This window comes from Rhodococcus sp. D-46 (genome assembly GCF_011290655.1).
Lineage (GTDB): Bacteria > Actinomycetota > Actinomycetes > Mycobacteriales > Mycobacteriaceae > Rhodococcus_F > Rhodococcus_F qingshengii.
In genome coordinates, this window is record NZ_JAANTF010000010.1 from 265559 (window position 1) to 291084 (window position 25526).

Consider the following 25526-nt stretch of genomic DNA (forward strand, 5'->3'; position numbering starts at 1 on the left):
CCCAAACAGCTATGCAAACAACCAAATTGGACATTCTGCACGCCGTCGACGAACTATTCGACCAAGAGACAGAGTTCCTTGCAGAACTCGTGCGATACCCCTCACTGCGCGGCAAAGAGGCACCCGCGCAAGTATTCGTCGCCGATGTCTTGGCCGAGCGCGGATTCGAAGTCGACAGCTGGAATCTTGACGTCGACGAAATATCGGCAATGCCCGGCTTCTCACCCGTACCCGCAGCCTACGACAACGCCGTCAACGTCGTCGGAACCCTCCGCAGCAACACTCGACGTGGAAGATCCCTAATTCTCAACGGACACATCGACGTTGTCCCCCCAGGACCTCTCGAAATGTGGACCCACGATCCCTTCACTCCCACCATCGACGGCGGGTGGATGTACGGTCGCGGCGTCGGCGACATGAAGGCTGGACTGACCACCAACCTATATGCCCTCGAGGCCCTCCGAAATCTCGGGAAACGGCCCGCCGCCGACGTCTTCTATCAATCGGTAGTCGAGGAAGAATGCACCGGCAATGGTGCCCTCGCTTGTTTGCACCGCGGATATCACGCTGACGCGGCATTGATCTCCGAGCCATTCTCCGAATCCCTCGTCGCTGCACAAGTCGGCGTGCTCTGGTTTCAAGTGCGTCTCAGAGGCCGCCCGACTCATGTCGCCTACGCAGGATCTGGGGCCAACGCCATCGAAGCGGCAATCCCACTCATTGCCGCGCTGCACGAGATGGAACACGAGCTGAACACCGAAGCTCGGCGCCACCACGCGTTCGCTGACCAGGAGCGCGCCCTGGCCCTCAACATCGGCAAGATCCACGGAGGCGACTGGGCCAGTTCGGTGCCTGCATGGTGCACTTTCGACGTTCGGATGGGCCTGTTCCCCGGCCAAAGCATCGAAGCATTGCGGGCCCATATCGAATCCGTCATCCACGATGCGGCCCGGAAGCACCCCTTCCTGGCCGACAACGCTCCCGAGATCGTGTACGACGGCTTCGCCGCCGAGGGGTACGCCCTGATCGACGACACGACTCCGAACGCGGCAAACGCCCAGAACTTGCTCGAATCAGCTCACCGAGACGCCACGGGTAAATCGTTGCAGCACAAGGCGATTACCGCAACAACCGATGCGCGTTTCTTCGGACTATATGCAGGCACTCCCGCGCTCGTGTACGGACCCCACGCCGAGGAAATTCACGGCTTCGATGAACGGGTTGATCTCGAGTCGGTCCGCCGCGTCACTCATGCGACCGCGTTGTTCATCGCGTCCTGGTGTGGACTTGAGGACGACAAAAACAGATCGTGAATACTACTGCTGCCCTGGGCCTTACTGCGCAAGCCGCAAAAAATTGCACACCTAAGTTCTCTCACGAAGTGCCAAATCGGGCACTCGCCGCTCGCACTGTCCGCGCCTACCGGAGCGAACAGGCATCGAGATGGGAAGGCGCTCATGGTCAGGCCTTGAAGAAATGAGGAATACCCATGAACACCGCCACTCGTTGAGGGCACTTTTCGTCGCGCTCGAAGACTGTGGGGAGACGCCACGCGCTCACGGCCCTCACCGAGTCGATCGGCGGCATCACCTAGGAAAGATCAGGGCCACCTCCCCAAACACCCGCCCTGTAAGGCACAAATCCGAGGATCGATATGGACATCCCCCCGATCAACAAAACACTCACCGAACCGACACCGGAGTCAACGATGACCCAAGTTCCCGGCGCGCCCCTCCTGCGCGCATCAATCAATAGCCGCCAAATGAGCATGATCGCGATCGGCGGCGTCATCGGTGCCGGCCTCTTCGTCGGCAGCGGAAGTGTCGTCAATACCGCCGGACCGGCCGCGCTGGTCGCGTACACAGGGTGCGGTTTGTTGGTGGTTCTCATCATGAGAATGCTGGCCGAGTTGTCGGTGGCCTCACCGACCACCGGATCGTTCGCCGCCTACGCCAGCCGAGAATTCGGTAGTTGGGCCGGCCAGACGATCGGGTGGCTGTACGCCTACTCATGGTCAATCACGGTAGGTATCGAGGCCGTTATCGGCGGCGGTTTGGTGCATGAACTTTGGCCGCAGACCCCCGCCTGGTTGGCGGCCCTCGTGTGCATGGCGCTCCTGACGGGATGCAATCTGCTCACGGTACGCGCTTACGGCGAGGTCGAATTCTGGTTCTCCACCATCAAGGTAGGCGCCATCTGCCTCTTCCTGATCCTCGGAGTCGTTGCCATCGCTGGCTGGTTCCCGGGTGTCCCCGCGCCGGGTACCTCGAACTTGCTCGGAGACGGCGGTTTTGCGCCACACGGATGGGCAGCGTTGTTGCCCGCACTGCTGGTCGTGATGTTCTCGTACAACGGAACCGAAGTAGTGACAATTGCCGCCGGAGAAGCCGTCCGACCCGCTGAGGCGGTGCGCAAGGCCATGCGGTCGACCGTCCTACGTATCCTGACCTTCTACATCGGCTCGGTTGCCGTGTTCGTCACACTCATGCCCAGCGATGATGCCTCGATCACCCGCAGCCCATATGCCGCGGTGCTCGAAAAACTCGGCATCCCCGGCGGCGCACTGATCATGCAGTTCCTGGTCCTCGTTGCTGTGCTGTCCTGCCTGAACTCGGGCATCTACACCTCGTCAAGAATGCTGTTCGCGTTGAGTAGCAACGGTGAGGCCCCCGCAGCGCTCACCCGCACCTCACGTCGCGGGGTACCGGTGAGAGCAATTCTCGCTGTGTCGATGGTGGGATTCGTCACCGGGGTTGCGAACTATTTCTTATCGACTTCGTCCCTTTTCGTGCTCCTGACCGGCACCACTGGCTCCATCGTGGTTCTTGTCTACCTGTGCATTGCCGCCACCCAGATCCGAAGCCGCTCGCGGGCACGTCGCGAGGGCGTCGAACTCCAGGTCCGGATGTGGGGGTTTCCGTACATCTCTTGGGCGGTGATCGTTCTGCTTCTCGCATTCACCGCAATGCTTGCGATCAACACGGAGACGCGACCACCTCTAGTCCTGACCCTCATCGCAACATCGGTGGCTATGGCCTGCGCAGTCGTACGCCAACGACGAACTCCATCCCGAACAGACACTGCCCACACAATTACTGCACGGCCGAAACTGGCACAGAACGACGCGGTCCGCGAGGGACGGAACTGACGATTCCACACGCTGCTGGAGTCGAGAACGGTTGTGTCGCAACTCCATTCTTACGCCGATGACCAGCCCGTCTACCTCAACCCCGCGTCAGCAACTTCCATACGCGCAAAACCTAGCGGACGCCACTTCGTTCGGGCGAGAAGTTATACGGACACGTCAGATGGACGAGTGAAGGGCATCGTGCAATCTCACACCCACTTCCGAGAGTTCGAAACTTTTCGGGAACCTCACCGATCCTGGCCAGGATCCTCCGCACCACACCCGGAAACGACTATGTACAACTCAGCCTGAACGGTCAATAACTCTCGCTCCGTCGGACACACATCGAGGTTGTTCAGCTGGTTGGATGCGACGTCTTGACGCCGTTGTGCAACCAAGAGACCGGCAGCGATGGGCGCGCCTGCTACTGATGTCGCCAGTGGCTGCGCTGCAAGGTCCCAGAACTGGTGGTACCCGGAACCTCGAAGCTCCGTCCACTGTATGGGTACTTGCGTACTTGCGTACTTGCGTACTTGCGTACTTGCGTACTGCGTCTGTCGTCGGGCGGTCGCACTGAACGAGGATGCCAACTACGGCTCTGTCAACGGGGACAGCAAGTTCCACGGTCCATCTGGACGTTGTGGCTTCAGTTCGCGGCTCTCCGGTGATGACTACCCTCATTCTTGAGCTCGAGGCGAGAGGCGAGCGTACGAGTTCACCCGCCTCTGTGATGGCAATCAAGGGCCCGCGCTTTTCGGCCCACTGCACCAAGTTTTCCAACCCCCGCCTACTTTCCCGGTGAATTCGACCTTAGGTAGATGCCTGTTAGAGGCCTCCGGCGAGTTCGCCATCGAGGTGCAGTAGTCAAACCGAGCGTGAGGTCGGAGACGAATCGCGAACATCGCCGCTCAGTTCGTTTGCCGGTCAGGGGAGATCGAGCGCTTGGTCGTTGTGGGTACTCGACGGGACGCGGTGTGAGTTGCTCGGAGTCTTCGAACGATTTCGGTCCGGGTTGCTGCCGTCGCTGTGTTCTCATCGCGCTTGCGGAATTCTGCGCGTCGTTCGGCTTGTTCGGTGCGCCGAAGGCGATCGTGTTCGAGTGTTCGTTCCGTCGGCGAGATGATGGTCCAATCTAGTTGGGTCGTTCGCCAACGCAGGAATTCGTTCGGTCGTGGGATGTGGTTGGGCCAGGTCCAGCCTCGTTGTTGGGTGTCTGTGGTGAGGTGGCGTGCGATGTCGCGGCCGGTCCATCGGGTGGTGTCGATTCCGGTTTGTTGGAGGGTGTCGCAGATTGTTCCGATGTGGCCGGCTGGTGTGAGTGCTGGTGCATGGGTGATGAGTTCGGCTGCTGCGCGTTGGAGGTGGAGGGGTCGGGGTGTGGTTGTTGGCTTGTGTGTTGTCTTGGCCGCGCGTGTTTGTGCGCGCGTTGGTGAGATCTTGAAAGCAAGAGCTTTAAGTGCACATCCCCCGGAGGGGGATAGGGGGTCACGGGTGCCGGATTGTGGATGGTTCCGTGCGGTGGTTCTGGATCGGTATGCGGTGGTGCGCAGTGTGGCTCGGGAGGGTTTCCTGGGTTTCTTGGATGGATGGGTGACGGTCGTGGCAACCGGGCGGGGTGTGGTGAGTGCCCAGGTGGAGGCTGCACGGAATTGGCGGTGCCCGTGGTGGGATTCTGCAGCCATAGCTTCCAGGCGGCTGAGGTAGCGGCCGCGGACGAGTTCTACCGCGACTCCGAGGGCTGTGAGGACTCGTCGGGCGCGTTTGACGGTGGAGGGGCTCACTCCTGCACGGCGGGCGATGGTGTTGCGTGAGGCGGTCACTGAGCGTCCGGTTACGCTTTCGGCGAGGGATGCGTGGATGACGGCGACGGCGAAGACGGCTTCGGTGCTGATGGTGTGGGTTGTGCAGAGTTTCGTGCCGGTGGGGGAGTTGAGGAGTGTGCGGACTTGGTGTTGCCAGTGCGTGCGGCTGGTCCAGGTGGGGGTGTGGGCGTAGGTTCCGTCGGGGATGGGGAGGGACCACGAGTTTCCGCGTTGGTTGCTGGTTCGGTTGAGTGTTTCGATGCGGGTGACGTTTTCGGTGGCTTGTTGTACGGCTTGTGCCCATTCGTCGTCGGAGACTGGGGCGTGGCGCGTTGATGGTGTGCCGTTGAGGATCGTGTTGTGTGGAAGTGTTGAAGCTGGTTCAGGGTGTGGGTTACCCTGAGATGTACCTGGCACAGGTAAATCCCTTCATGTGAGTGAAGAAGTAGTGCAGTACAGAAGGCGGAGCGGTTACTTCGGCTTCATCAGTGACAGCGAGCCGGGCCTGGCTTGCTGTTGATTTGGCTCAGTGTGTGGCGAACCCCCGTAAGGGGGTTTCGTCGTTTCTGGACTGCGTCTATGGAGTTGTGTGTCAACGTTTTTCGGAGGTCATGCTGGAGTGGTGGCGGTCTCCCTTTTCGGCGGTGTTCGGGTCAGGCCGGGTGTTTATTGAGGTCAGTTGCCGCTGGCGGTCTGTGACGGACGCCGGCCCGCGATGTGCGGATCTGTCGCGTGTCGAATGTCAGGAACGTGTGGTTCGAAGCGAAAACACTGCTCCCATAACACCTGCACACCCCAACGCGACAGCGAGAACGAGCGCAATCACGAATGATTCGCTCGAACGGGGATGTGCAGATCCAGAAGCCCGCGCAGCGCAACCGCGACTTCGTGAATCTGATCGACCGACGCCGTTTCCGGATCGGAGGCAACGAGGTCAGCGACGTCGATGAGGTTGTCGCGCAACCCGACCGACAAATCGCGAGGTCGGGCGAGTGCGTCGACGGTGTCCCGGACGATCGTTTCGGCGAGTTGGCGTACCTCGGCCATCTCGGCGTCGGTGGGGAAGGTGATGCCTACTTCTTTCAAGAGCGCCGCGGAGGCAGTGCTGATCATGGATTCGATCAGCGGCGAGCGATGCGGTGTGGTTGTCATGATGCTGCCCCCAACTGTGTGGAAACAGATGATGCGCCGGTGGTGTGTGTGGGATGAATCCAGTGTTCGACGGCAGCAGTGATAGTCGTGCGGGCGGTGGCAGCGTCCTGTGCGGTGATGACGGTGGTGAATGCTGAGGTGACTGCTTCGATCCCGGAGGTCTCGAGTCCGTTGCAGTGGTCGAGTCCGTCGGTGATCAGCTCCAGTGCAGTGTTGAGGACTTCCCAGTGACCGTCCTCGTGCGGGGAATGCGCTGCGATGAGTTCGGTGGTGGGGAGTTGTTCTGCAGCCCACAGTTCTCGCACGTTGAGGGGGTGGATGGGGTGGGCGGTGAGTTGGCACAGTCGGGCGACAGGGGCGCAGACGTGGTCGAGTCCGTCGACGATCGCGGTCATTCCCCAGCGCGGGTGGGTGAGGAGGTCCGCGAGCCATTGCCATCGTTCGGCGGGAAGGCCGGTCGAGGCAGGGGAGGGGAGGGCTCCGGTACTGATCCCGTAGATGATATCCGGGAGGGAGTGGCGGGGGTTATTCAGTTCGGCCAGCAAGCGGTGTGTTGTCATGTGGGGCAGTCCAATCGGGTGACATCGAACGAGGCTGGTGACGTGCAGGTGGGAAGGTTCGCGGCATCTGTCGCACCGGTACGGAGAGGTGCGAGGACCGCGGCGTGGGAGGGGTCGACCTTCAACGGGCCGTGGGCGTCGATCAGATCGCGGGCATGAAGAACCGCGCGGGAGTCCACGTCGATCAACCCGTACACATCAGGCGAGTCACCGATGTGCGGATGATCGTGAATGAAGGTGCGGCGACTACGCAGGCGGCCGGCGACTTCGACGAGGATCCACAACCGGTCGTAGCGATCCCGTACCGGCACATGGCCGTGCGTGTCGGCGAGGACTCCGTACACAGACCACGCTGATTCGAACGACGTCAAGATCAGCGCCGCAGATTCATCCGATGCCACTGTGTCGAGGCGCCGTGTGAAGACCGGAGCGAACGCCCCCACTATCGGGGTCACGCAGCGCTCCCACGAGAAGAGCCGCGATGCCCGTCGACCCGCCGATAGTACGAACGCAACACCGCATCCGAGGTAATCGGCCGGCCACGATGACTGAACGGCACACCCGCCCAAATCATCGACCGAGGCGGAGTATCCGCCGCCACCATCGACAACAACTCCTTCCGGCAATCCGCCAAACGCGGGCACCGGAAACACTCAGCCTGCGCATCCACACCCGCGCGATACGAGCCCTCATCCAGATCCCACGATTGAGGATCGACCGCGCACGCCAACACAGTCGGCGGCGGCACCGCGGCCCTCACGCGGCCACCTCCGAATCCCGGCGACGGCGCGTTGCTGTCGTCAACGACTCGTACAGGCCCAAGCGTTCACCGTCGACGATATTGCCGTGACTGTCATACGCATTGCCCGCCATGATCATTCGCTGCGGACCATCCCCACGCTCCGCCGACGCCGCCGCATCAATGCGGCACTGCGCCAACAACGGGCACGCCTCACACCAGGAGATCGCGCGGCGCCACTCCACCACCGTGCGGCCATCCATCTCCCACGACCGTGACTTCCCCGCGCACAAACCCTTACCCGGATCGGCACCAACAATCGGCACCACACCCCGAACCTCCAACTCCACACGAACAGCCCGCACAGTCGGGCACACATCGCACTCCGACGAGAAAACGAACCCGCACCGCGCGCACCGACCAACCCGATCAGGATGATGCGAAGCAGCAACCCGAAGAAGATCGTCAGTACTGAACTGCGGCAACACGACCGCAGATGTTCCCCGGCCCTCACGGTGCGTCAACTCACGCAACGCGGCCGCAGCCTCCGGGCACAACGGAACAAGCTCCGAACCACTGAAACCGCAACCATCGCAACGCCCGCCGATCGACGAATGCCGCGCAACAAGCCGACGAAGGGCAAGTGTGGAGAGAGCTGCATACCGATTGCGGAACACGTCATCCGGACCTGATGGGTCCACTAAGATAGACATCGCAGAATCCTTTCTGCATCTGAAGAAAATGCTGGACGGGCGCCAACCCGTTCGGTGCCGTCCCCTGGTCGTTCGCAGCGGTCAGGGGACTTCTGAAGTACTAAATCGTCCGGTGTAGATAAATCTGCGCGTATCCTTCGTGCCTTTCACCTCCCTGAACTGCAGTGTTTGCGGCTCGAACGTCGCGATGTGATTGACTTCATTCTAAACTAGCAGTCTAAAAATAGCATGCAAACTGTCGTAATGTGCTTTGAGGCAAGGTGAGGTGGCACGGTGTCTATTCATGGCGATCGACCGAGTCGAAAAGTGAGGCGTGAGCTGCGGGGATTCGACCCCGAGCGGCTTCGGATCGCCCGCTTATCAGCGCGGCTGAGTAAGTCCGAACTCGCTAGGTTATCGCGCGTTGCCGTGAGCACTTACAACCAGTGGGAGTCTGGGAAGTCCAGCCCTCGGGTCGATGCGCTCGCCCGTTGCGCCAATCGGCTCGGGTTGGAAATAACGGATCTCGTCGTGGTTGACATGGCCATGGCTTTTTTAGGGGATTTGCGCGTATCGAGAGGTCTGATCCAATCTGAGCTTGCCCAAAAGATGGGTGTGTCAACGCAATTGGTCGGGTTGTTGGAGCGTGGGCAGGGGCCATTGACCCCGGAGATGGCAACTAAATTCGCTGTCGCCCTAGGCTATTCGCAGGACGAAGTTGTTTCTGCGTACGAGCGAGCTCGTGATCGGCCGCCTCATATGACCCCCTAGTGATTAATGTCGACTGAACGTAATTCAGAATCACACGTAGGCTCATATTGCGCTAGCCATTGAGGTGCTACTCCATAGTAGTATCGCCAAACCGTTGCGAACGGAATCGCATTGGTGTACGGCAGCAAGATTGGGGGAAACGCCAATGTCAAGGGCGAGGCCACCGAGTCTCGGTGACTACATTCGCGGTCTGAGGGAACGCGGCACTGAAGTCGGCGGAGGTATGACGCGGCAGATGTTAGCGACGGCAATGCATACCAGTGTGGCGTACGTGGCCAAGTTGGAAGCAGGACGCGCCAAATCTCCGAGCGTTAGTGTTTTGCAAGCTATTTCAGAGACATTTGAACTGACTCCGCACGAAGTGCGTCATCTCTACAACCTAGCGCGGCAGACCCCGACTGAGCGAGAGTCGGAGCCTGTCACCGACGGTGTTGGCACCCAGATATTCGAGCTCAGGGAGCGCCGTGCGCTGGATGCGCTGAACCCGCATCCTGCAAGCTATCTGGACGAACGGTGGAACCTAATCGCGTGCAATAGCGCTTACGATGAACTCTTTCCTGGCTTGGTTGAGAATGGAAATGTGTTGCGCTGGTTCTTCTTCGGTGATCAATCGAGGTCAATCATGGTGGATTGGACCGACGAAGCCAAGCTCACAGTTGCGTGGTTTCGTGCGCTGATGGGTCGGTACTACTATGCAGATTGGGCCCAAAGTCTCCTTTCGGAACTGAATGAAGTCCCGATTTTTAGGGAATTTTGGTCCTTGGGGGAGGTGTCATTCGGGAGAGATAATCCTTTGATGAAAGTGCGGCACCCTGAAACTCGTGAAGTGACAACACTTCACGTTCGTGTCTATACCCATATAGATGGGTATGGCGGTGCTGGCCAGTTCTATCTGGGCGTGAAGTTGCCCAACCGTTGATTTGTTCGTCGCAGAAAACTCTCGATGGCGACATTCACTGGCTCTGCGTGAGTCCAGTTAACTGCGTGCCCAGCACCCGGAATGTCTTCAATGCCTGTCGAGTTCACCAGGGCGCGATGGAGAAGTTCTGCGTGGGCCCTTCTGAAGGACTGGTCGTCTTCGCCGCGAATGATAGTTACAGGGCAATTGATCTCGCCCAAGCGATGCACGACGGAGTCGCGATCCATCAGACACTTGGCTGATGCCCGAATGCGATTTCGATCACCCGTCATCCATCGTTCGATCCAAAGTTCCTGGTCGTGGGATGTGCCGCCGATCAACTGAGGTGCGAGAGACTCCGCGATGGGTCTGAGTGGAAGGTCGCTCATCCACGATTCGAAAAGGGCCTTGTACCCTGTGTTTTCCTCGGTGGTGCTCGAGCATGCGGTGGTGGCTATCAAAATCAACGACTGGACACGTGAAGGAGCGAGGAGAGCGGCTCGCAAGGCGATGAATCCACCCTGCGACATACCGCCAACCGAGGCTTGATCGACGCCTGCGGCGTCGAGAACAGCCAAGAGGTCCGCAGCCTGATCCCAGTAGTCAAAGTCGGTGTGGGTCGAGTACTCGCGTGTTGCGCCGTGGCCCCTTGCGTCATATTGGAGGATTCGGTTGCCCTGGGCGAGATGCTCCCGTTGCTTGTCAAACATCGAACTATCCATCAGGAAGCCATGGGAGAGAATGAGTGCGGGCCCTGGGCCGCCGCTATCCGTAAAGTAGATCTCGGCATCATTGGCGCTGGCGTATGGCATATGCACCTTCCATGCGTGGGTTAGTGAGTACATCAACCACTACACGACGCCGGGTGCTTTGCGAAGTTCGGAGCAACACGAATTGCTAGTTTGGAACGGCGGTTTAGGGTAACCAGCTGTATCGTTCGGAGAGCTACTCGCCACCACAGCTGACGTGCAGATCGATGGTGACTTTCTCTCGTGCTTTCACCAACCAGTGTGGCGGCGTCTTCTGATTTAACTGAACCTCTACGTCACCTGTTTGGGGGACGTCCCAGGTCACACCCGACAGATACTGTTTGTCGCTGCCGAACTTGTTGTTCCATTCGATGTCGTAGTCGAGTGAGCTTTGCGGGGTGGTGAATTCTTGCGCGGCGTAGCTCAGTTGAGTGTTTTCGATGGTGACGGTTTGGGATCCGTGGGTGAGGACTGCATGCCAGCCGTTGGGTGCGGTGATGTCGACGGTGAGGTTGTCGCCTTCGCCTGTGCACTGTGCTTGGACCTGGTTGGCGGCGGGGAGGGTGATCTTGTCGTTGGCTTGTTGGTCGCCGACTCCGATTACCAGGTTTCCTCGCCAGGAGGAGGTTTCAGCTGGTGTGACGGTGCCGGTGCGACCATTGCTTGCGCTGGTGGTGGAGCTGCCGCCCTTGTCGTTGGTGGGTGTCGAGTCCGAGCACGCGGTCAGGATCAGTGGTGCGGCAAGGATCCCGGTGACTGCGATGGCGGTGGTGGTGGTGCGCTTCATGTGTGTTCCCCTCCAATGTGGGTTCGCGGGTCTGTTCGGGTCTGTTGTCCCTGAAACCGTTTGTGCCTGTGTCTCGTTCGGCGCCCTGTTGGTTACGAACCTAGTCGATCGGTGCGAATCCTTTGTCGTGCAGTCACGGTGGGGATTGGTGGTCAGTAGTGGATGGTGTCGAGTCGCCATTGGTCACCACCTTTGGTGAGGGTCACCCAGACCGTGGTATCGGGTGTGACAGTGTTGGTTTCGTTTTCGGTGATTGCGGTTTGGTGGATGCTGGCGACTCGCTGGATGAGGGCGTCGGTGTCGGGTGGGCAGCCGGAGCATCCCAGGGTCACGTCGGCGACGACTTTGGCGTTGTCGGAGGCCCATTGGTTCCATTGCGCTCCTGGCCCTCGTTCGGTGTGCGTGTCGACGAGCAGGGTCTGTGCCAGGGGGTCGGTGAACCATTCCTGGGCGCGCATGTATCCGTCGGTGGGGCTACGGTCCGTTGCCGGGTACCAGGTAAAGGCGACGGAAAGTGCCTGGCGAGCGATATTTTCAGCCACCTCCGTATCCGGATCCGCGGTGACGTCGATTGTTGTCGGAGCCGGCGAAGTCGAAATGGTCAGCGGCGCCGGTGCTGGGGCGATCTGTTCGGCTGTCTCGGTTTCCGTCTCGTTACCCCGACCGGAGAGGAAGTACACCAGCCCGCCGACGAGGAGGACAGCGACGGCGAGCAGAACCAGCTTGCGTGCGTTGCTCACAGAACCCTCCTGGCTTTCATATCGCTCTGCAGTGGAGCTTGTTTGACGACGTCCCCGGTGGTGGGGGCGTGGATCATCTGGCCTCCGCCGATCGCGATGCCGACGTGGCCAGGACCTGTTCCGGCCCACGAACCGAACACCAGATCCCCGGCTTGTGCTTGGTCGATCGGGATCTCGACTCCGACGTTCCACTGCTGTTCGGACGTCCGGGGCAGGGTGATCTTGTTTCCGCTGCCCTTGTAGATGGCGTAGCTGGTCAGTCCGGAGCAGTCGAATCCACCGCCGGTCGTGCCGTTGATGTTGCCGCCGCCCCAGACGTACGGGGTGCCGAGGAATTGGCGGGCAGCTTCGACGACCTGCGATCCGGACGCCGAACCGGGCGAGACCACGAGTTCGCCGCTACCGCCGGGGGACGCGAACTCTGCTTCGTATGCAAGGACTTTCGCGGCGTAGGGCTGTGTCTGGGTGGTGTAGTCGCCGCCGCTGGGCATTCCGCCGGCATTCTTCACCGCGCCTTCGCCCGCGTTGTAGGAAGCGATGTAGAGCGATTTGGGATCCCCTTTGACTGATCCATCGGCGATCCATCCGTCGACCTGGGCCGCGATGGCGCAGAAGTATCGGCCTTGAGCCATGATCGCATCCCCGTCGTCCCAGATCGAGATCTTGCCGTTGCCGTCGTCGTCCTGGCCGTAAGAACCAAATGTTCTCGGCATGAACTGCGTGATACCTTGCGCTCCGCTGCCGGAGGTCAGTCCACGGACCAGGCCGGATTCGGCTTTCGCGTCTGCCGCCAGCAGCGAGGGCTTGATCTGGGGGCAGATCGATCCGGCTTTGCGGAACCACGGCTCCATTTCCGGAGGAACGGAACCGGCTTTGAGATCGCCACCACCTGCCACGCCGAAGCCGCCGCAGTCGATCGACGATGACGAGGCGGCCAGCTCGATGGCAGGAGAATCACTGCCCGCTTCGCCGGCGGGGGAGGGCACTCCGCCGAGCTTGGTCATCGGATCGACGGCGGTTCCGCCCTGCAGTCGTCCCCCGTCCCAGTATTCGAAATGCAAGTGTGCGCCGGTGGATTGGCCGTTGTTTCCGATGTTCGCGATGTGGTCGCCGGCCTTGACCTGCTGGCCTTCCGTGACGAGGACACCGTCGTTGAACATGTGGCCGTAGACGGTGCTCACAGGTTTGCCGTTGACGAGCGAGTCGAGCACGATCCAGTTCCCGAACCCGGATGCGGGCCCGGCCTTGACCGCGACGCCGTCGAGTGCCGCGTAGATCGGTGTCCCGACGGGGCCAGCGAAGTCGACGCCTTTGTGTTCGGTTCCCCAGCGAGGCCCGAACGGGGACGTGAACGTCGTCGTTCCGTCCTTGGTTGGCTGGGTGATCGGCCCCGATGCTTTCAGTTCGGTGTTGCCGGGCGCCGAGGTGGCTTTGTCGTCCCCCTCGCTCGACGAGTTTCCGCCGCAACGGTTGTGGGGGATAACCGGCTGCTGGGTGCATCCGGACAGCCCCAGGATCGCAGCGGTGGCAGCGGTGAAGATCAGGGCCACCGCCTCACAGCGGCGACTCACAGCGTTCCTGGGAGCGGTGTGTCGAGGTCGGGAATCGGGATGGGGCCGGGAACAGGAACAGGTGCCGGTTCGAGGTCCGCCGAGGGAACAGCGACCGAGGTGGTCGCGGTCGGCGTCGTGGTCGAGGTAGCGCTCGGCGAGGTCGTCGACTTCGGAGCCGTGGTGGTTGTGGGAGCTTCCGAGGTCGGTGCGCTCGCGCGGGAAGGTGCGCCTAGCTTGTCGATCTCGCTGCGGTCCAGGGTGGGCAATGGATTCTGGACCTGCCATGTCGAACCCTTGTCGGTGCCCGACACTTTGAGCGTGATCCGCAGATTCCCCGCCTGCGTCGGGACGATGACCTGCACGGCGCTCTCACCGCCGGTGCCGGCCACGATCTCACTGCGTGTCGGGCCGGTGATCGCGACCGGTACGAGCGGGCGGGCATTGACCACCGTCACTCCGGGCGCTTCTGCGGTGTGCACGCCCAGCTTGGTCGTCCATTCGCTGTTCGAGAGTGACTGATCGATGTAGACGTGCGCGTAGGCCATCGCTGTCGCCGGTGCGCTCTCGGCTACCGAAGCGATCGACTTGCCGGCAATGGAGGATTCGGTCACTTCGATGAACTCGTAGCTCAGATCACCCGGGGTCGCGGACGCTGCTCCTGTCGTTGATGCGGTGGAGGCTGGGATCTTCGAGGCAGTGTTCGACGGGGTCGGGGATTGGCCGAACACTGCTCCCGCCACGAACAGCACACCGAACGCAGAGACGATCGTGATTGTCAGGTTGGTGCGCGAGTACAGCACCCACCGTCGGATCGGTGCGAGTACGGGATTGGCTGCGCTGGAGGGCATCAGCTGAACCTGTCGGCCGAATCGGGCGAAGTACCTGCGGAGGTCAACGACGGTGTCCACAGTCGGGCGGTGGACCGCGGAGGCGTCGACGCGTTCGAGCGCGTCGCACCCGAACGGGGTGTCGTCGACCCGGTGGAGACATCCCGCGAGGTCGGTGTGAACACCTTCATCGGCGCGATACTCGGCCGCGGGCCTCCGTCCCATGTCTCACTCACCGACGAAGAGCCGCGCGGCGAACCGGCTTCGGTTCCGACCAACTGGCGAGCGAGTGCCTGGCCTCGATTGGCGGCGGTACCTGCGGTTTGCGGCTGATCGGCGACGGGCCGCTTGAGGCCCGTAGAACTCTTCGCGGTACCGGCGAGGCTTCGGCGGGGCACATCGTTTTTGCGTGAATCCGTCAGACGCTGTTGACGATCCATCGTCTTACGCGCATCGACGCGCGACTTGTCGACCTCATGGCGACGTCGCTGATTCAACTCACGTCCTTCTGGACGCACTGGTGTCACCGAATCCTTGTCGAGGTCACCACCGCGTTTGGTCGCCTTCCGAAGCGCCCCGACACCTTCCTCGACCATCGACGCCGCGGGACCGCCCACAACGGCGCTCCCGGCCTTGAAGAACTTCTGCTTCATCGACGTCTGCGCGTGACGAGCCTTGCGATTGAGTGCGCCCGCCTGGTTCTGGGTGAAGGTCTGAGTCATCCGCTTGAACGGACGCATGATGAACCAGCACACCGCAGTCAAGATGACCATGAACCACAGCCGCCACGTACCGTCGACGAGACCGTTGTCGGTGTCGTACAGCTTGACCAGCGCCATCAGATACAGAGCGATGATGACCGCGCCAGCCACGCCCCACATGTAGGCGGTGGCGATCATGCGGCACACGCGAGAGAGGGTGCCGCCGTGTGCGGCGGCGATCGGAACCCAGATCGGTGCGAAGAGAATTGCGAGTCGAATAGCCAGTAGCGCAGTGAGTTTGAGTATGGATGCGCCGATCCAAAGGATGGAAGGCATGGCGAGTTTGATCATCGCCATGAACCCTGTGCCGGTGCGTCCGGAGTCCTTGCCCTGGAACTGGCCGTACGAGAGGTTCAATCCGTCGAGTTTATCGATGATCTCGTCGTCGAACTTGGCTGCTTTCTCTTCGGCAAGCTTGCTCGCGGCTTCGTTGTCGCCGGCCACTTCTCGCTGCTCCGCGTACGAAAACGCGAGGGTATCGCGGAGCTTCGGTCCGAGTTGCAGTTCCTGGTCGTTGAAGTTCGTGCCGAACCATCCTTTGCGCCAGTCGTCGAGGAAGATCTTGTCGATCAGCACATTGCGGGGGTCTCCGGTGTTTCCGGACACGGACAACATCTGACCTTGTGTGTCGGTGATGATCGAGCCGAAGGTGTCGTCGGCGGCCTGGATGGCTTTTTGCGGTGCGCCGACGAACAGTGCTCCGATGGCCATTGCAGCGCCGGCGATCGCGACGGTGCGGGTCACGGCCGCGGCGTTTGATTTGAGGGCGTTCCAGATGATGATCGTGGCGACCACCATCAATGCCACACCCAGCCACGTTCCGTAGACGCCGAGCATTCCGTTGGAGATCGAGGCGACGATCTGATCGAACTGCACCATGGCCGGGGCGATCCCGGCCTCTTCTGCAGCTGCTCCGGTCTTTGTCTGGTCGTCGAGCCAGAACGCGGCAGCTGCGAATCCCTTGCCGATTGCGAGGAATGTGTTGCCTAGGGTGGTGTCCGCGACTGCGTCGGGTGCGCGGACCAGGTCGTTGCCGCAGCCGAGGTCGTAGGTGTACCAGCGCAATCCGGCCCATCCGTAGGTTTCGTAGCCGGTGCCGCCCTGTTTTGGTTCGCGGTCTTTGCTCGAGGAATCGAACTCGGCAGCCATGACCGAGTTCGGGAACTCGGGGGAGGGGACGTCTTTGCAGTCGAATCCGCCGGCAGATGCGATCGGCCCACCCGGGGCGACCAGGGGCACCAGCGCCAACGCTAGAACAGCGAGAACCCGCGCCAGATTGGCGGTCAGCACCCGAACGCGCGATCGGTGAGGGATTGCCTCATCCAGCTCTGCCGAGGGCGCTCTGAGCCCTCTGCGGGTATTCATGCGGCGCCGCCGAGCGCGTTCTTCGCCGACGAGGAATTCAGCGCCGCGAACACATGCGCGAGATGCACGTAGTGAATCCAGCTCGAACGCACCAGCTCCACGTCGTCGGCCATCCGGATCATCCAGCGCCGCGCTTCGTCCTGATAGGAGGTGTCGGTGTCCTCGTCGAGAGTGTCCTCGCCGCCGCTGCCCAGTTCAGCGAGGGACTGCTCGAACCCTTGCCCAGTGGGAAGTTTGAGCAGTTTCAGAGCACCTTCGATTGCATGCGGATCACCGCCGACGTCACCGACGAACACCTCGTAGGTCAGGGCGGTCTTGTCGTCGCTGCCGTCCAATCCGAGGAAATCATCCGGAAGCTGCGAGCAGACCAGGGCGCGGACCTTGAATTTTCGTGAGTCGCGCGCAATTCGAAGGTTGAGGGTGCGGCCGGCACCGGTGGATTCGAGATATTTGTTCTCGTCGAGGAAGAGCACCTTGCGCACGTGGCGAGGCTTTTCGTAGACGAGTCTGTTCGCCAGCCACGCGGCCATGTGCATCAATGGCGCCGTCATCCGTTGCTGCGGTGTCCACTGCGAGGACGGCGTGCCTTCGGGCGGTAGCTGCAGGCCCGGCATTGTCAGGATCGTCAGTCGGATGTCGGCGTCGAATGCATCCGCTCCACTGCCGATCGTGCCCGCTTCCGGGAATAGCACACGCGCTTCGGTCAGCTCCGACATCAAACTGAGCTGCTGGTACAGCCCGTTCGCGCAGGTTTTGACGGCTTGGTCCGGATCGCTCACTCCCATGGATTGGATCGCGGCCAACACTTCTCGGAGGTTGTGGTTGCTGTCGCCGCCGACCATGTTCGCGGCCATGTGCAGCACGGGTTCGGTGTGTTCGAGATGCAGATGCCGTTCGGTGAGCATCATCTTGAGCACCGAGACGGCGACTTCGACACGCTCGGCGGCGGCTGCACGCATATCCGCATCGAACTTCGACTGCGCCGCCGCGAACGGATCTGCATCCCGGGCGTACTCGACGTTGCGGGCGTCGTACTCGGGATCGTCGCGACGTGGATCGGTGATCACGCGGTACGGGTTCAAGGCGCCAGCGCGTGAATCGCGACCGGTGAGGGCGTAGACGCGGGCGATGTCACGGAACTCCGGTAGTCCGGCCAACGCTGCCAGCGGGCCGGAGGGGTCGAGGACGACGCCGTACGCGCCGGCTCTGACGGCTTGGTAGACGATCATGCCGGCCAGGAACGTCTTACCCGAACCGGGTACGGCGACGATCGGTGTCAGACCGGACTTGTGCTTGATCTCGTGCGCGGCGAACAGGTCCCAGATCACCGGGCGCGGCGAGATGGATCCGGTCTCGCCCAGGACGACACCGCGGCGGTCACCGATCCGGTCACTGACGGTCGCCATCCCGGCGGCGACTGCTTCGACATCCATGTGCCGTTTGTTGGCGATGTTGGCTTGCGGCTCACCGGGTATGAACTCGCGCAGCAACTGGTATTGGCCGTGCTCTTGTTCGAGCGAGATGTGCGGTGAGTACATCTCCTGCAGATCGGAGACTTTCTGCCGCGCATCGTCGGGGTCGGTGCCGACCACCGCGAGGCGGTACCACCCGGTGGTTCGAGTAGAGAGTCCGGAATGGTCTTCTTCGACGTCGGAGATCACGTCCTGCGCGCGGGCGTGCTGCTCCGCCAACTCTTTCGGCGGGACCTGATCGTGTTCGACGGTGTAGTGGTCGAACTGCGATTCGATCTTGCCGGTCAGGGAGCGCATGGTGCGGATTGTTTTCGCTTTGTCGTGCAGCTCGATGCGATCGGACCATTCGAGAGGTTCACCGGACGGGTCCCCGATGATCTGCCACGGCAACATCCGTTCCGGAATCGGTAGGGGAGCCATGCGGCCGATCGTCAGCACGATCACCACACCGGTGTACTTGCGGCCGTCGACGACCCCTGAGACGGTGGTGTACCCGTCGCCTGGGGTGAGGGAGAGGTCGGTGAGATCTTCCAGGGCGGCGACGTCGGTTTCTTCCCAATCTCCGGCGCCGGCGATCGCACCGCCAGCTTCCAGCGGTAGACCGATGGTCGCTGATCGGCGCAGCAAGTAGTCGATCGCCGCCGGTGTGGCCGGTGTTGCTTTCACTCCGCGGCCGGACATGATTCGTTCGAGTGTGGCGAGGTGATCGGCAAGGGCCTTCTGCTCCCGGTCGAAGGCGTCGTCGGCCCAGCTGTTCACCCCGGTGCACACTCTGCCCAGCAGCGGCCAGTGAGCGACATACCGCAGCATCCGGGCGGTCCAGTCCAACCCCTGGCCGAGTGAGGAGCGTTGCGGCAGTTCGATACCCCAGTAGCGGCCTTTGATCGTCGCGTTGGACCACAACATCGCATGCTGCTGCCCGCGCAGGTAGTCCGCCCATGACAATGCGCCCGGAACATCGGGAATCGGGGTCGCCCACTTGTCGTGATCGACTGCCCACTGTGCGACGGGGAACGGGGTGCGCACGAGGCGGCGATGCACCTTGTTGACGCCGGCCTTCTGCAGGTTGGTCAGGATGATCGCTTCGTCCTGGATGAAGCGGCGCTGCTTTCCGGTGGTGCGGAAATTCCACGGCCCCTGGCGTTGGACGAACCATGCGGTGGAGGTGGTCGCGGTGCGGGTGATGTTCGCTGATGTGCCGGTCAGTTTCAGGCGCACCGCTTTCCGTTCGCGGTCTGCACGTTTCTTCGCTGCTGCCTTGTCGCGATCTGTTGCCGACTTTGCCCGTTTCTTGCCTGTGCGGCGACGCTGACGGCCGAGCACTTTGTCTGCGACGTGGTCCGGATCGGTTGCAGGGGAAGTGTGGCCGTCGGTGTCGTCCTCGCCGTTGTCGTATTCAGAACCATCCGGTGCGTGTGCGTGTGCGTGTGCGGGTTCGGCTTCGGACCACGCACGCGCAGGTTGCGGACCATGCGACTGCACTGCAGCCCACGACGGAGGGAGGGCACCGGGAGGAATGACCGGAACCGGGTCGTCCAGCTTCGGATCGAACAGAGCCGCAATGTCGTTCTCGGGAAAGGTCATCGGTGATCCTTACCGTCGAGGCGAACAGGTACGAAGCCACGTTCTCCTGTAGTCAACCGCTCAGGGAGCGAGATGAACACGGGTGCACCGCGCTTCGGTGGGCGCGGCGCAACGAGGTCGTTGAGGGCGGCCCTGAGAACCGACCGCAGTGGGCGGTCCGGGGTGACGAACTTCGCGATCCGGGTCGTAAGCCACACCGTGACCACGGCCATCACCATCAGCGATTTGAACCCGAGCGGGACGTGCAGAATTCCGCGACCGATCACGAACACCACCACGAAAGCAACCACGCCGACGATGCCGGCCGTGTAGCGGATCCGCACGGGCAGTGGATAACCCGTGGGACCGAGGTAGTGCCGGTCCACGCGGTACATCAGGTCATCGTTGTCGATCACCGAGCATCCCCTTCGAATGTTCTCTGCGCAGGCATCAGCGGTCAGGTCGAGATACCGACGAGCCCGAGAAGCCAATTGCCGATCCCCGTGGCCGCCGATTCCGATGTCGCGATACCGAGGTAGGCAAGCCCGAACAACCCGAGTCCGCCGACGGTGAAGACCCGCGACAAATTGCCCTTGAGCCCGCCGACGAGTACCACACACGCGAGGGCGATGAGGATGGTGAAGACGATGTTGTCCTTGATCCACGCGCGCAGACCACCGGTATTTACGTCCGTCGACTGCGCGAGGGTCACCGCGTCTGCGGCGAGCGGTGGATGCGTCGGCGGGATCGACACGTCGATCACGGTGGAAGCAAGAGAAAACATGAGCACTCTCCAACACAGTGGTGTAACCAGACCCCACGAATGTGGTTGCGCGGAAACATAGAAGAGTGGAGGCAGGAATTTCAATGCGACCTGTGCATAACTTTTCGGCTCCGCGGTTGGCGCGTCTGTCGATCAGCGCTGCCGCGTGTCGTCGCGTGGGGGTGTGTGTTCAGGTGTCGCGGTTCATCCGTCGGGGATCTCTCGGCGATCGCGGGAACTAACTCGAATGCAGGGGGAGTGCGGCCACGGCATGGTCTTCGCTGCGGGTGTCCGCGGAAGTCTTCCTCACACGCCGCCGGGAGGGTTCCTTCAGCGGAGTGGCAGAGAGATGCGAACGGGTATTGTCGACGGTCCTGCCGCAGACCCTGGAGATCGACACGTGTCTCCCTCGCTGTGCTTCGTGGGCTTCGTTCGCCTGAACAATCTGGCGCAGAACCATTTTCGGAACGTGTCCGCCAGCTGTGCGGGTGACCCCTGCTGGAGCTTGCTCGAGGCACCCGCGGCGTGGCCATGATCTGAAGTTCGAAGAACAGTTTGTCTCCACCGCCTGCGTGGTGTGCATGCTCTGCATGCATAGCGTGTTCAGTACGCACGCGTGGCAGGCTGCGCACCCCATGCTCGAACAGTCCTGCATCGAGAGTGCGGAGAGGTTGCGGACAGAGGTGGAATTCAGGAGCTCGATTCACTCTTCCCCTCCGGGGTCACTCCCCCGGCCCTTCGGGCCTAGGGGGAGTGTACTTGTCAAAATTGCTTCGCGCCAACATATTTCAATCAACTGCTGGTCAGGGTTCTGTGCGGAGTATCGCCGGATCATTCTCGCGCGGCGCCTGTCGCGGTGTGGTCCACACCGTTCTCAGGTGTTCGCGCACTGGGTTCTGTACCTCACGAAGCGAGTCGTTCGAGGGCTTGAAAGGGGTTCGCGAACAGTGGCGCAGGTAGACACAAACCGCCCGAGATGTACATCGTCGTCGGGCCCGTGGCGTAGGTGGTTGAACAAGTCCCCACGCGGTGTAGCGGCGATGCCGTCGCGGGTCCTGCGATCGGTAATGCGCAGCGTCACAACCAGAACCCGCCGCGGGTAGAGGCGGTGGGTGTCTATCGCGTCCCGGGATCACCTCTCGGGACATGTGACGCGCGCTCCAGCCATGCACCCGCGAAACAAGTTATCCACAGGCGGGTTGAGATTGCTTCCCGAGCTCTGTGACAGTGCATCCCACACACCCCGGCGACGACCGCCGTAGGACTGGATTCGAGCGAAAGGAGTAGACGGTGAGCAGAAGCCAGCAGGACCCCCTCAAAGACTTTCTCGTCGACCTCTTCGGATCCGACAAATCCCACGCGCGAACAAGCGGTGCGGGGGAGTCGTCCATCCGTCCGTACAGGGCGTGGGCGCCTTTTACCGTCCTCACAACAACACTCGCGTTTCTCGCGCCGCAGCTCCTCGAACTCGCCGAACAGTTCTCGACCCCTCAGCTCGATCGCGCAGTCTCCGCAGTCCACGAGTATCGCTGGCCGCTCGCCGCTCTCACTGTCTGCCTGCTCGCCTGCGATATCGCACGGTTCCTCACCCATCGTCACCGCGCCGGACTCGACGCCCAAATCCGGCAAAGCACCCGCCACACACCGGTCAAAATCACCATCGGATACCCGCCCGGCATCACCACCCTGCGCAGCGCCGCCATCACCCTTGCGCGCGGCGCCGTCATCCGTCCGAAAGAGCTAGACGAATTCACCACCGCAGTACGGGCTTCCGCGAGCAGGCGCACCGGCACATGGACCTACGCCGTCGTCCACGAGGCCCACCGCGACCGAATCCGCATCACCCGCACGCTGACTCAGCCTGACCTCCGATCACCGCGGCACAAGGCTTTGGCGAACTCCCTCAAAGACGGACCGCTGAAAGAGCCTGCCGTGAGCGTCGCCGCGCTCGACGGCGACGTCGAAACCGCCTTCAAGATCACCTTCACACCCACCCTCTCCAGCGGAGCACGCGGATTTCAGAAGAAGGTCGACGAAGCCCTCGCCGCCCTCGCCGGCGATCACGAATCCGGCCGCACCTGGGCCACCGACTGGTTTCCCTCCGAGGGCTACCTCCTGATGAGCCTGCGCGCCCCACTACCCACCCGCGTCGACCACCCTCTCGAACTCGTCGACGAGAACCTGCGCCACCTGCCCTACGCGACCGCAGCATCGGAGGTGAACATGTTCTGGGACATCTCCACCAAGTCGAACAAACCTCACTGCCTGATCGTCGGACCCACCGGCGGCGGCAAGACATCAGTGATCCGCACCCTGCTCACCGAAGCATCGCGACGAGGAATCCCGTTCCTGGGCGTCGACCCGAAAATGATCGAACTCGACGGACTCGAGGGCTACCCCGGGTGCGCCGCCATCGTCTACGACGCCGTCCGCTCCGCGATGCTCGTGCGTGCCCTGCACACCGAAATGATGGCCCGCAACCACTACGTCCACGTGAAGAAGATCGAGCCGTCCCAACTTCCTCTCCTGATCGCCGTCCTCGACGAGTTCTTCATCCTCTCCGGCAAATGGCAGCGCCTCGCCAAAACCGGCGACGACGAAACCCGCGAACTCCTCAAAGAACTCGACCCACTCGGGGCGTGGGCAGATCTCGCCGTCCTCGCACGCTCTGCCGGCATCCGGCTCCTGCTCGGTGTGCAACGACCCGACGCGTCCCTCTTCGGCGGCGCCTCGGGCAACGCGCGCGACAACTTCGGCACCCGCATCTCCCTCGGCAACCTCTCGCAGGACGGCGCGATGATGCTGTGGGGCGACTCGCAGATCGGCCGCGAGATCGACACCTCCGTCCCCGGCCGCGGAGTCGCCCTCGGCAACGACGGGGTGCCCGTCGATGCGCAGATGTGGTGGACACCGAACGTCGACCCGCACCCCAATAAATGGAACCAGCTCTCGACCTCGGAGAAGAAGATCATCGACGGGCTGCGGCCCCAGCAGGAACCGCACATCGCGTTCTACTCGACCGAACTGCGCCACTTCATCGAATCCGAGCGCTCTGTCGCCACAGTGGCCCGCGCCTACGGCCGAGCTCCCGAGCCCACCGTGCTCGGCCACCACGACAACACGCCTACTGCGGACCCGGGGGACGACTTCGCCGACGCGATACCCGCCTCCGCGGTCACCGAAGGAATGACCGTCCTCGTCGACGACGGACACGGCAACGAACACCCGGCCACCGTCGCAGCGGTCACCGTCATCCGCGACAAAGACAGCGGCGCCGTCACCGAAACCACCCTGACCTTCCACGGCACCGGACGGGTCAAGAACCACATCACCTACGGACCCCACGAAGTCGTCCTCCTCCCCGAACCCGACACCACCGCACCCGCGACCTGACCCCGCGACTCGACTTCGCTGACACACCTGCACAACCCTCACCCGAAAGGTCCGCCCATGAGCCGCCGCATCTCCCAATCGATCACCCCCACCGCCGACGACATCACCGTGCTGCGCAACCCCTTCTCAGCGCCCAAAGGCGGCGGCGACCCCGTCATCACCGAACTCCGCCGCGTCCTCAAAAACGCCATCCCCACATGGCTACCGAAACTCAGCGAAGACCAGGAACTGACCGCTCCGCGACTCGACGAAATCAAGAAAGCCGTCGCCACCCGCCGCCAAATCATCGAAGTACTCCCCGACGGCAAAGCCCGCGACGACGCCCTGGAAGCCCTCGACAAGGCCGACACCATCGTCCTCGAAATGGACACCGAACTCTCCGGCGTCGGAGCCTTCACCGGAACCACCGCGTGATGTCGACCCTTGCCATCGAAATCACCTCCGAGCGAACCGCACTCGTGAGCGGGGCAGGGGACGAGAAAGTGGAACTGTCCGCCGAAAACGGGCAGTCGATCCACGCGGTGATCGCACAGTTCAGCCGACAGCACTCCGCCGACGCAGGCTCACCCGTCGAGGTCACCGTGCAGGAAGCGGGCCGCTCCCGCCAACTCACCGTCGCCCCGGACGGGAAGGTGGCGCAATCGCTGCCCACCGGACCCATCCCCGCGCCCGCCGACACACCACAGACGCAGCCGGATCATCATGTCGACGAACCGGTCACGATGGCGGTGACACCCCTCGGTGACTCACCGCCACCCAGGGGAGTAGACACCCATGCCCGGCCAGCCCGTGCGGTGCGCACACCGACCTCGACATCATTGCTCGCAGCACCCGAGATCGCGGCAGGCTTCCACGAACCCGCCCGCGCCGGACTACGCGGCCGACTCAACACCCTCCTCAACCTACGGATCGCTCCGAAACCCGAGTCCGCCGAAATGCGCCACCGCACGGCCATCGCATCCATCACCGGCCCACTCCCGGGGTTCTCGATCGTGACCATCGCCAACCCGAAAGGAGGCGTCGGCAAAACCCCACTCGCTGTAGGGCTGAACGCGATCATCGCCGAATACCGCGGAGCCGCCACCACGGTCTGCGTCGACGTCGCCGACGTCGGCGGCAGCCTCGCCGACCGCGTCAGCATCCCACCCCGCGACGGACACGACGTGCGCTCACTGATCGCCGCCGAGCTAGCCGAGCCCGGCAGTATCCGACGCTCGGCGCTCTCGCAGCACCTCACCCGCCAACCAGGCGGGGACGACATCGTCGCCGGCAACAACGGCGCCCACGGATCCAGCCTCGGCTACGACGACGCCCACGCGGCGGCACAGATCTTGTCCCAGCACCGCGAGATCCTCATCGCCGACACCGGCAACAACCGCCTCGCCGGCAGCTGGCACTGGGCAACCAGCCACGCGGACGTCCTCCTCGTACCGGTCCCACTTCGACGCGATGCGGCCGCAGCCGCGCACCGCATGCTCCTCGACCTCGCAGTCACCGCAGGCCCGGCGATGATGGCTCGCACCATCGTCGTCATCACCGACGGACCCGGGGACACACCGATGGTCGAGATCGACGTTGTCGACGCCTTTCTCGACGCTGGAGTCCATTCGGTCTGTCGGATGCCGTTCGAACCACTCTTCGCGTCCGGTGAGCGCATCGTGCCCTCGAAGCTCCGGCGCAGCACCACCGAATCCTTGACCGTTGTTGCCTCGGCTGTCATCGATCTCATCGCCCACGCCGCCGACTGACCCCTTGTTAGCCAGCGCCGCGCACCATACCTCCCGCCGGCACCCATCCGCACCCTCCTGAATG

At 62.3% G+C, this 25526-nt stretch carries 20 protein-coding genes; 6 read left to right on the top strand and 14 right to left on the bottom strand.

Annotated features, from left to right (window positions below; all coding sequences use genetic code 11):
• Window positions 1-11 precede the first annotated feature (11 nt).
• Window positions 12-1313 (top strand): ArgE/DapE family deacylase, encoded by a 1302-nt coding sequence (locus tag G9U53_RS25885; RefSeq protein ID WP_165639486.1) that lies wholly within the window; start codon window positions 12-14, stop codon window positions 1311-1313.
• Between the two features lie 395 nt (window positions 1314-1708).
• The gene (locus tag G9U53_RS25890) at window positions 1709-3148 is read left to right on the top strand and encodes an amino acid permease (protein WP_165639487.1); all 1440 of its coding nucleotides are present in this window, start codon (window positions 1709-1711) and stop codon (window positions 3146-3148) included.
• An 887-nt stretch (window positions 3149-4035) separates the two neighbouring features.
• Here the strand turns inward: G9U53_RS25890 and G9U53_RS25895 are convergent.
• The 5 genes from G9U53_RS25895 to G9U53_RS25915 all read right to left on the bottom strand — a co-directional run bounded on the left by G9U53_RS25895 (window position 4036) and on the right by G9U53_RS25915 (window position 7709).
• Window positions 4036-5346: a hypothetical protein gene (locus tag G9U53_RS25895; protein ID WP_165639488.1), complete on the bottom strand. Its 1311-nt coding sequence runs from the start codon at window positions 5344-5346 to the stop codon at window positions 4036-4038.
• 405 nt (window positions 5347-5751) lie between these two features.
• Window positions 5752-6081 carry a hypothetical protein gene (locus G9U53_RS25900; RefSeq protein ID WP_165639489.1) on the bottom strand — a complete coding sequence of 110 codons (330 nt, stop codon included), beginning with the start codon at window positions 6079-6081 and terminating at the stop codon, window positions 5752-5754.
• Window positions 6078-6641 (bottom strand): hypothetical protein, encoded by a 564-nt coding sequence (locus G9U53_RS25905; RefSeq protein ID WP_165639490.1) that lies wholly within the window; start codon window positions 6639-6641, stop codon window positions 6078-6080. The genes G9U53_RS25900 and G9U53_RS25905 overlap by 4 nt, the downstream gene beginning before the upstream one ends.
• Window positions 6638-7096, bottom strand: a complete 459-nt coding sequence (locus tag G9U53_RS25910) for a hypothetical protein (protein ID WP_165639491.1) — start codon at window positions 7094-7096, stop codon at window positions 6638-6640. Before G9U53_RS25910 ends, G9U53_RS25905 begins: the two co-directional genes overlap by 4 nt.
• A 301-nt stretch (window positions 7097-7397) precedes the next feature.
• Complete coding sequence (locus G9U53_RS25915; protein ID WP_165639492.1) at window positions 7398-7709, bottom strand: hypothetical protein; 312 nt, start codon at window positions 7707-7709, stop codon at window positions 7398-7400.
• A gap of 1279 nt (window positions 7710-8988) precedes the next feature.
• On the opposite strand from G9U53_RS25915, the gene G9U53_RS25925 reads away from it, so the two are divergent.
• On the top strand, window positions 8989-9762 hold the full coding sequence (locus G9U53_RS25925; protein ID WP_064689689.1) for a helix-turn-helix transcriptional regulator: 774 nt from the start codon (window positions 8989-8991) through the stop codon (window positions 9760-9762).
• On the opposite strand, the gene G9U53_RS25930 is transcribed toward G9U53_RS25925, so the two are convergent.
• The 9 genes from G9U53_RS25930 to G9U53_RS25970 all read right to left on the bottom strand — a co-directional run bounded on the left by G9U53_RS25930 (window position 9732) and on the right by G9U53_RS25970 (window position 20342).
• Window positions 9732-10553 carry an alpha/beta hydrolase gene (locus G9U53_RS25930; RefSeq protein WP_165639494.1) on the bottom strand — a complete coding sequence of 274 codons (822 nt, stop codon included), beginning with the start codon at window positions 10551-10553 and terminating at the stop codon, window positions 9732-9734. The two genes, G9U53_RS25925 and G9U53_RS25930, sit on opposite strands and share 31 nt — an antisense overlap.
• A 133-nt stretch (window positions 10554-10686) precedes the next feature.
• Complete coding sequence (locus G9U53_RS25935) at window positions 10687-11277, bottom strand: hypothetical protein (RefSeq protein ID WP_070386195.1); 591 nt, start codon at window positions 11275-11277, stop codon at window positions 10687-10689.
• Window positions 11278-11429: 152 nt separating this feature from the next.
• The gene (locus tag G9U53_RS25940) at window positions 11430-12017 is read right to left on the bottom strand and encodes a hypothetical protein (protein WP_165639495.1); all 588 of its coding nucleotides are present in this window, start codon (window positions 12015-12017) and stop codon (window positions 11430-11432) included.
• On the bottom strand, window positions 12014-13588 hold the full coding sequence (locus G9U53_RS25945) for a peptidoglycan DD-metalloendopeptidase family protein (RefSeq protein WP_165639496.1): 1575 nt from the start codon (window positions 13586-13588) through the stop codon (window positions 12014-12016). The genes G9U53_RS25940 and G9U53_RS25945 overlap by 4 nt, the downstream gene beginning before the upstream one ends.
• A complete protein-coding gene (locus tag G9U53_RS25950) occupies window positions 13585-14418 on the bottom strand; it encodes a hypothetical protein (RefSeq protein ID WP_165639497.1) in 834 nt (277 codons plus the stop codon). The genes G9U53_RS25945 and G9U53_RS25950 overlap by 4 nt, the downstream gene beginning before the upstream one ends.
• On the bottom strand, window positions 14418-16523 hold the full coding sequence (locus G9U53_RS25955; RefSeq protein WP_165639498.1) for a hypothetical protein: 2106 nt from the start codon (window positions 16521-16523) through the stop codon (window positions 14418-14420). The genes G9U53_RS25950 and G9U53_RS25955 overlap by 1 nt, the downstream gene beginning before the upstream one ends.
• The gene (locus G9U53_RS25960; RefSeq protein WP_165639499.1) at window positions 16520-19579 is read right to left on the bottom strand and encodes an ATP-binding protein; all 3060 of its coding nucleotides are present in this window, start codon (window positions 19577-19579) and stop codon (window positions 16520-16522) included. The genes G9U53_RS25955 and G9U53_RS25960 overlap by 4 nt, the downstream gene beginning before the upstream one ends.
• On the bottom strand, window positions 19576-19974 hold the full coding sequence (locus tag G9U53_RS25965; protein ID WP_165639500.1) for a hypothetical protein: 399 nt from the start codon (window positions 19972-19974) through the stop codon (window positions 19576-19578). The genes G9U53_RS25960 and G9U53_RS25965 overlap by 4 nt, the downstream gene beginning before the upstream one ends.
• Before the next feature lie 41 nt (window positions 19975-20015).
• The gene (locus G9U53_RS25970; protein WP_165639501.1) at window positions 20016-20342 is read right to left on the bottom strand and encodes a hypothetical protein; all 327 of its coding nucleotides are present in this window, start codon (window positions 20340-20342) and stop codon (window positions 20016-20018) included.
• A gap of 1269 nt (window positions 20343-21611) precedes the next feature.
• On the opposite strand from G9U53_RS25970, the gene G9U53_RS25975 reads away from it, so the two are divergent.
• From G9U53_RS25975 to G9U53_RS25985, 3 genes are read left to right on the top strand one after another with little or no spacing between them, the layout of a single operon-like run.
• Window positions 21612-23714: an FtsK/SpoIIIE domain-containing protein gene (locus G9U53_RS25975; RefSeq protein WP_165639502.1), complete on the top strand. Its 2103-nt coding sequence runs from the start codon at window positions 21612-21614 to the stop codon at window positions 23712-23714.
• A 57-nt stretch (window positions 23715-23771) separates the two neighbouring features.
• Complete coding sequence (locus G9U53_RS25980) at window positions 23772-24128, top strand: hypothetical protein (RefSeq protein ID WP_165639503.1); 357 nt, start codon at window positions 23772-23774, stop codon at window positions 24126-24128.
• A complete protein-coding gene (locus G9U53_RS25985; protein WP_165639589.1) occupies window positions 24128-25462 on the top strand; it encodes a ParA family protein in 1335 nt (444 codons plus the stop codon). The genes G9U53_RS25980 and G9U53_RS25985 overlap by 1 nt, the downstream gene beginning before the upstream one ends.
• Window positions 25463-25526: the final 64 nt, after the last annotated feature.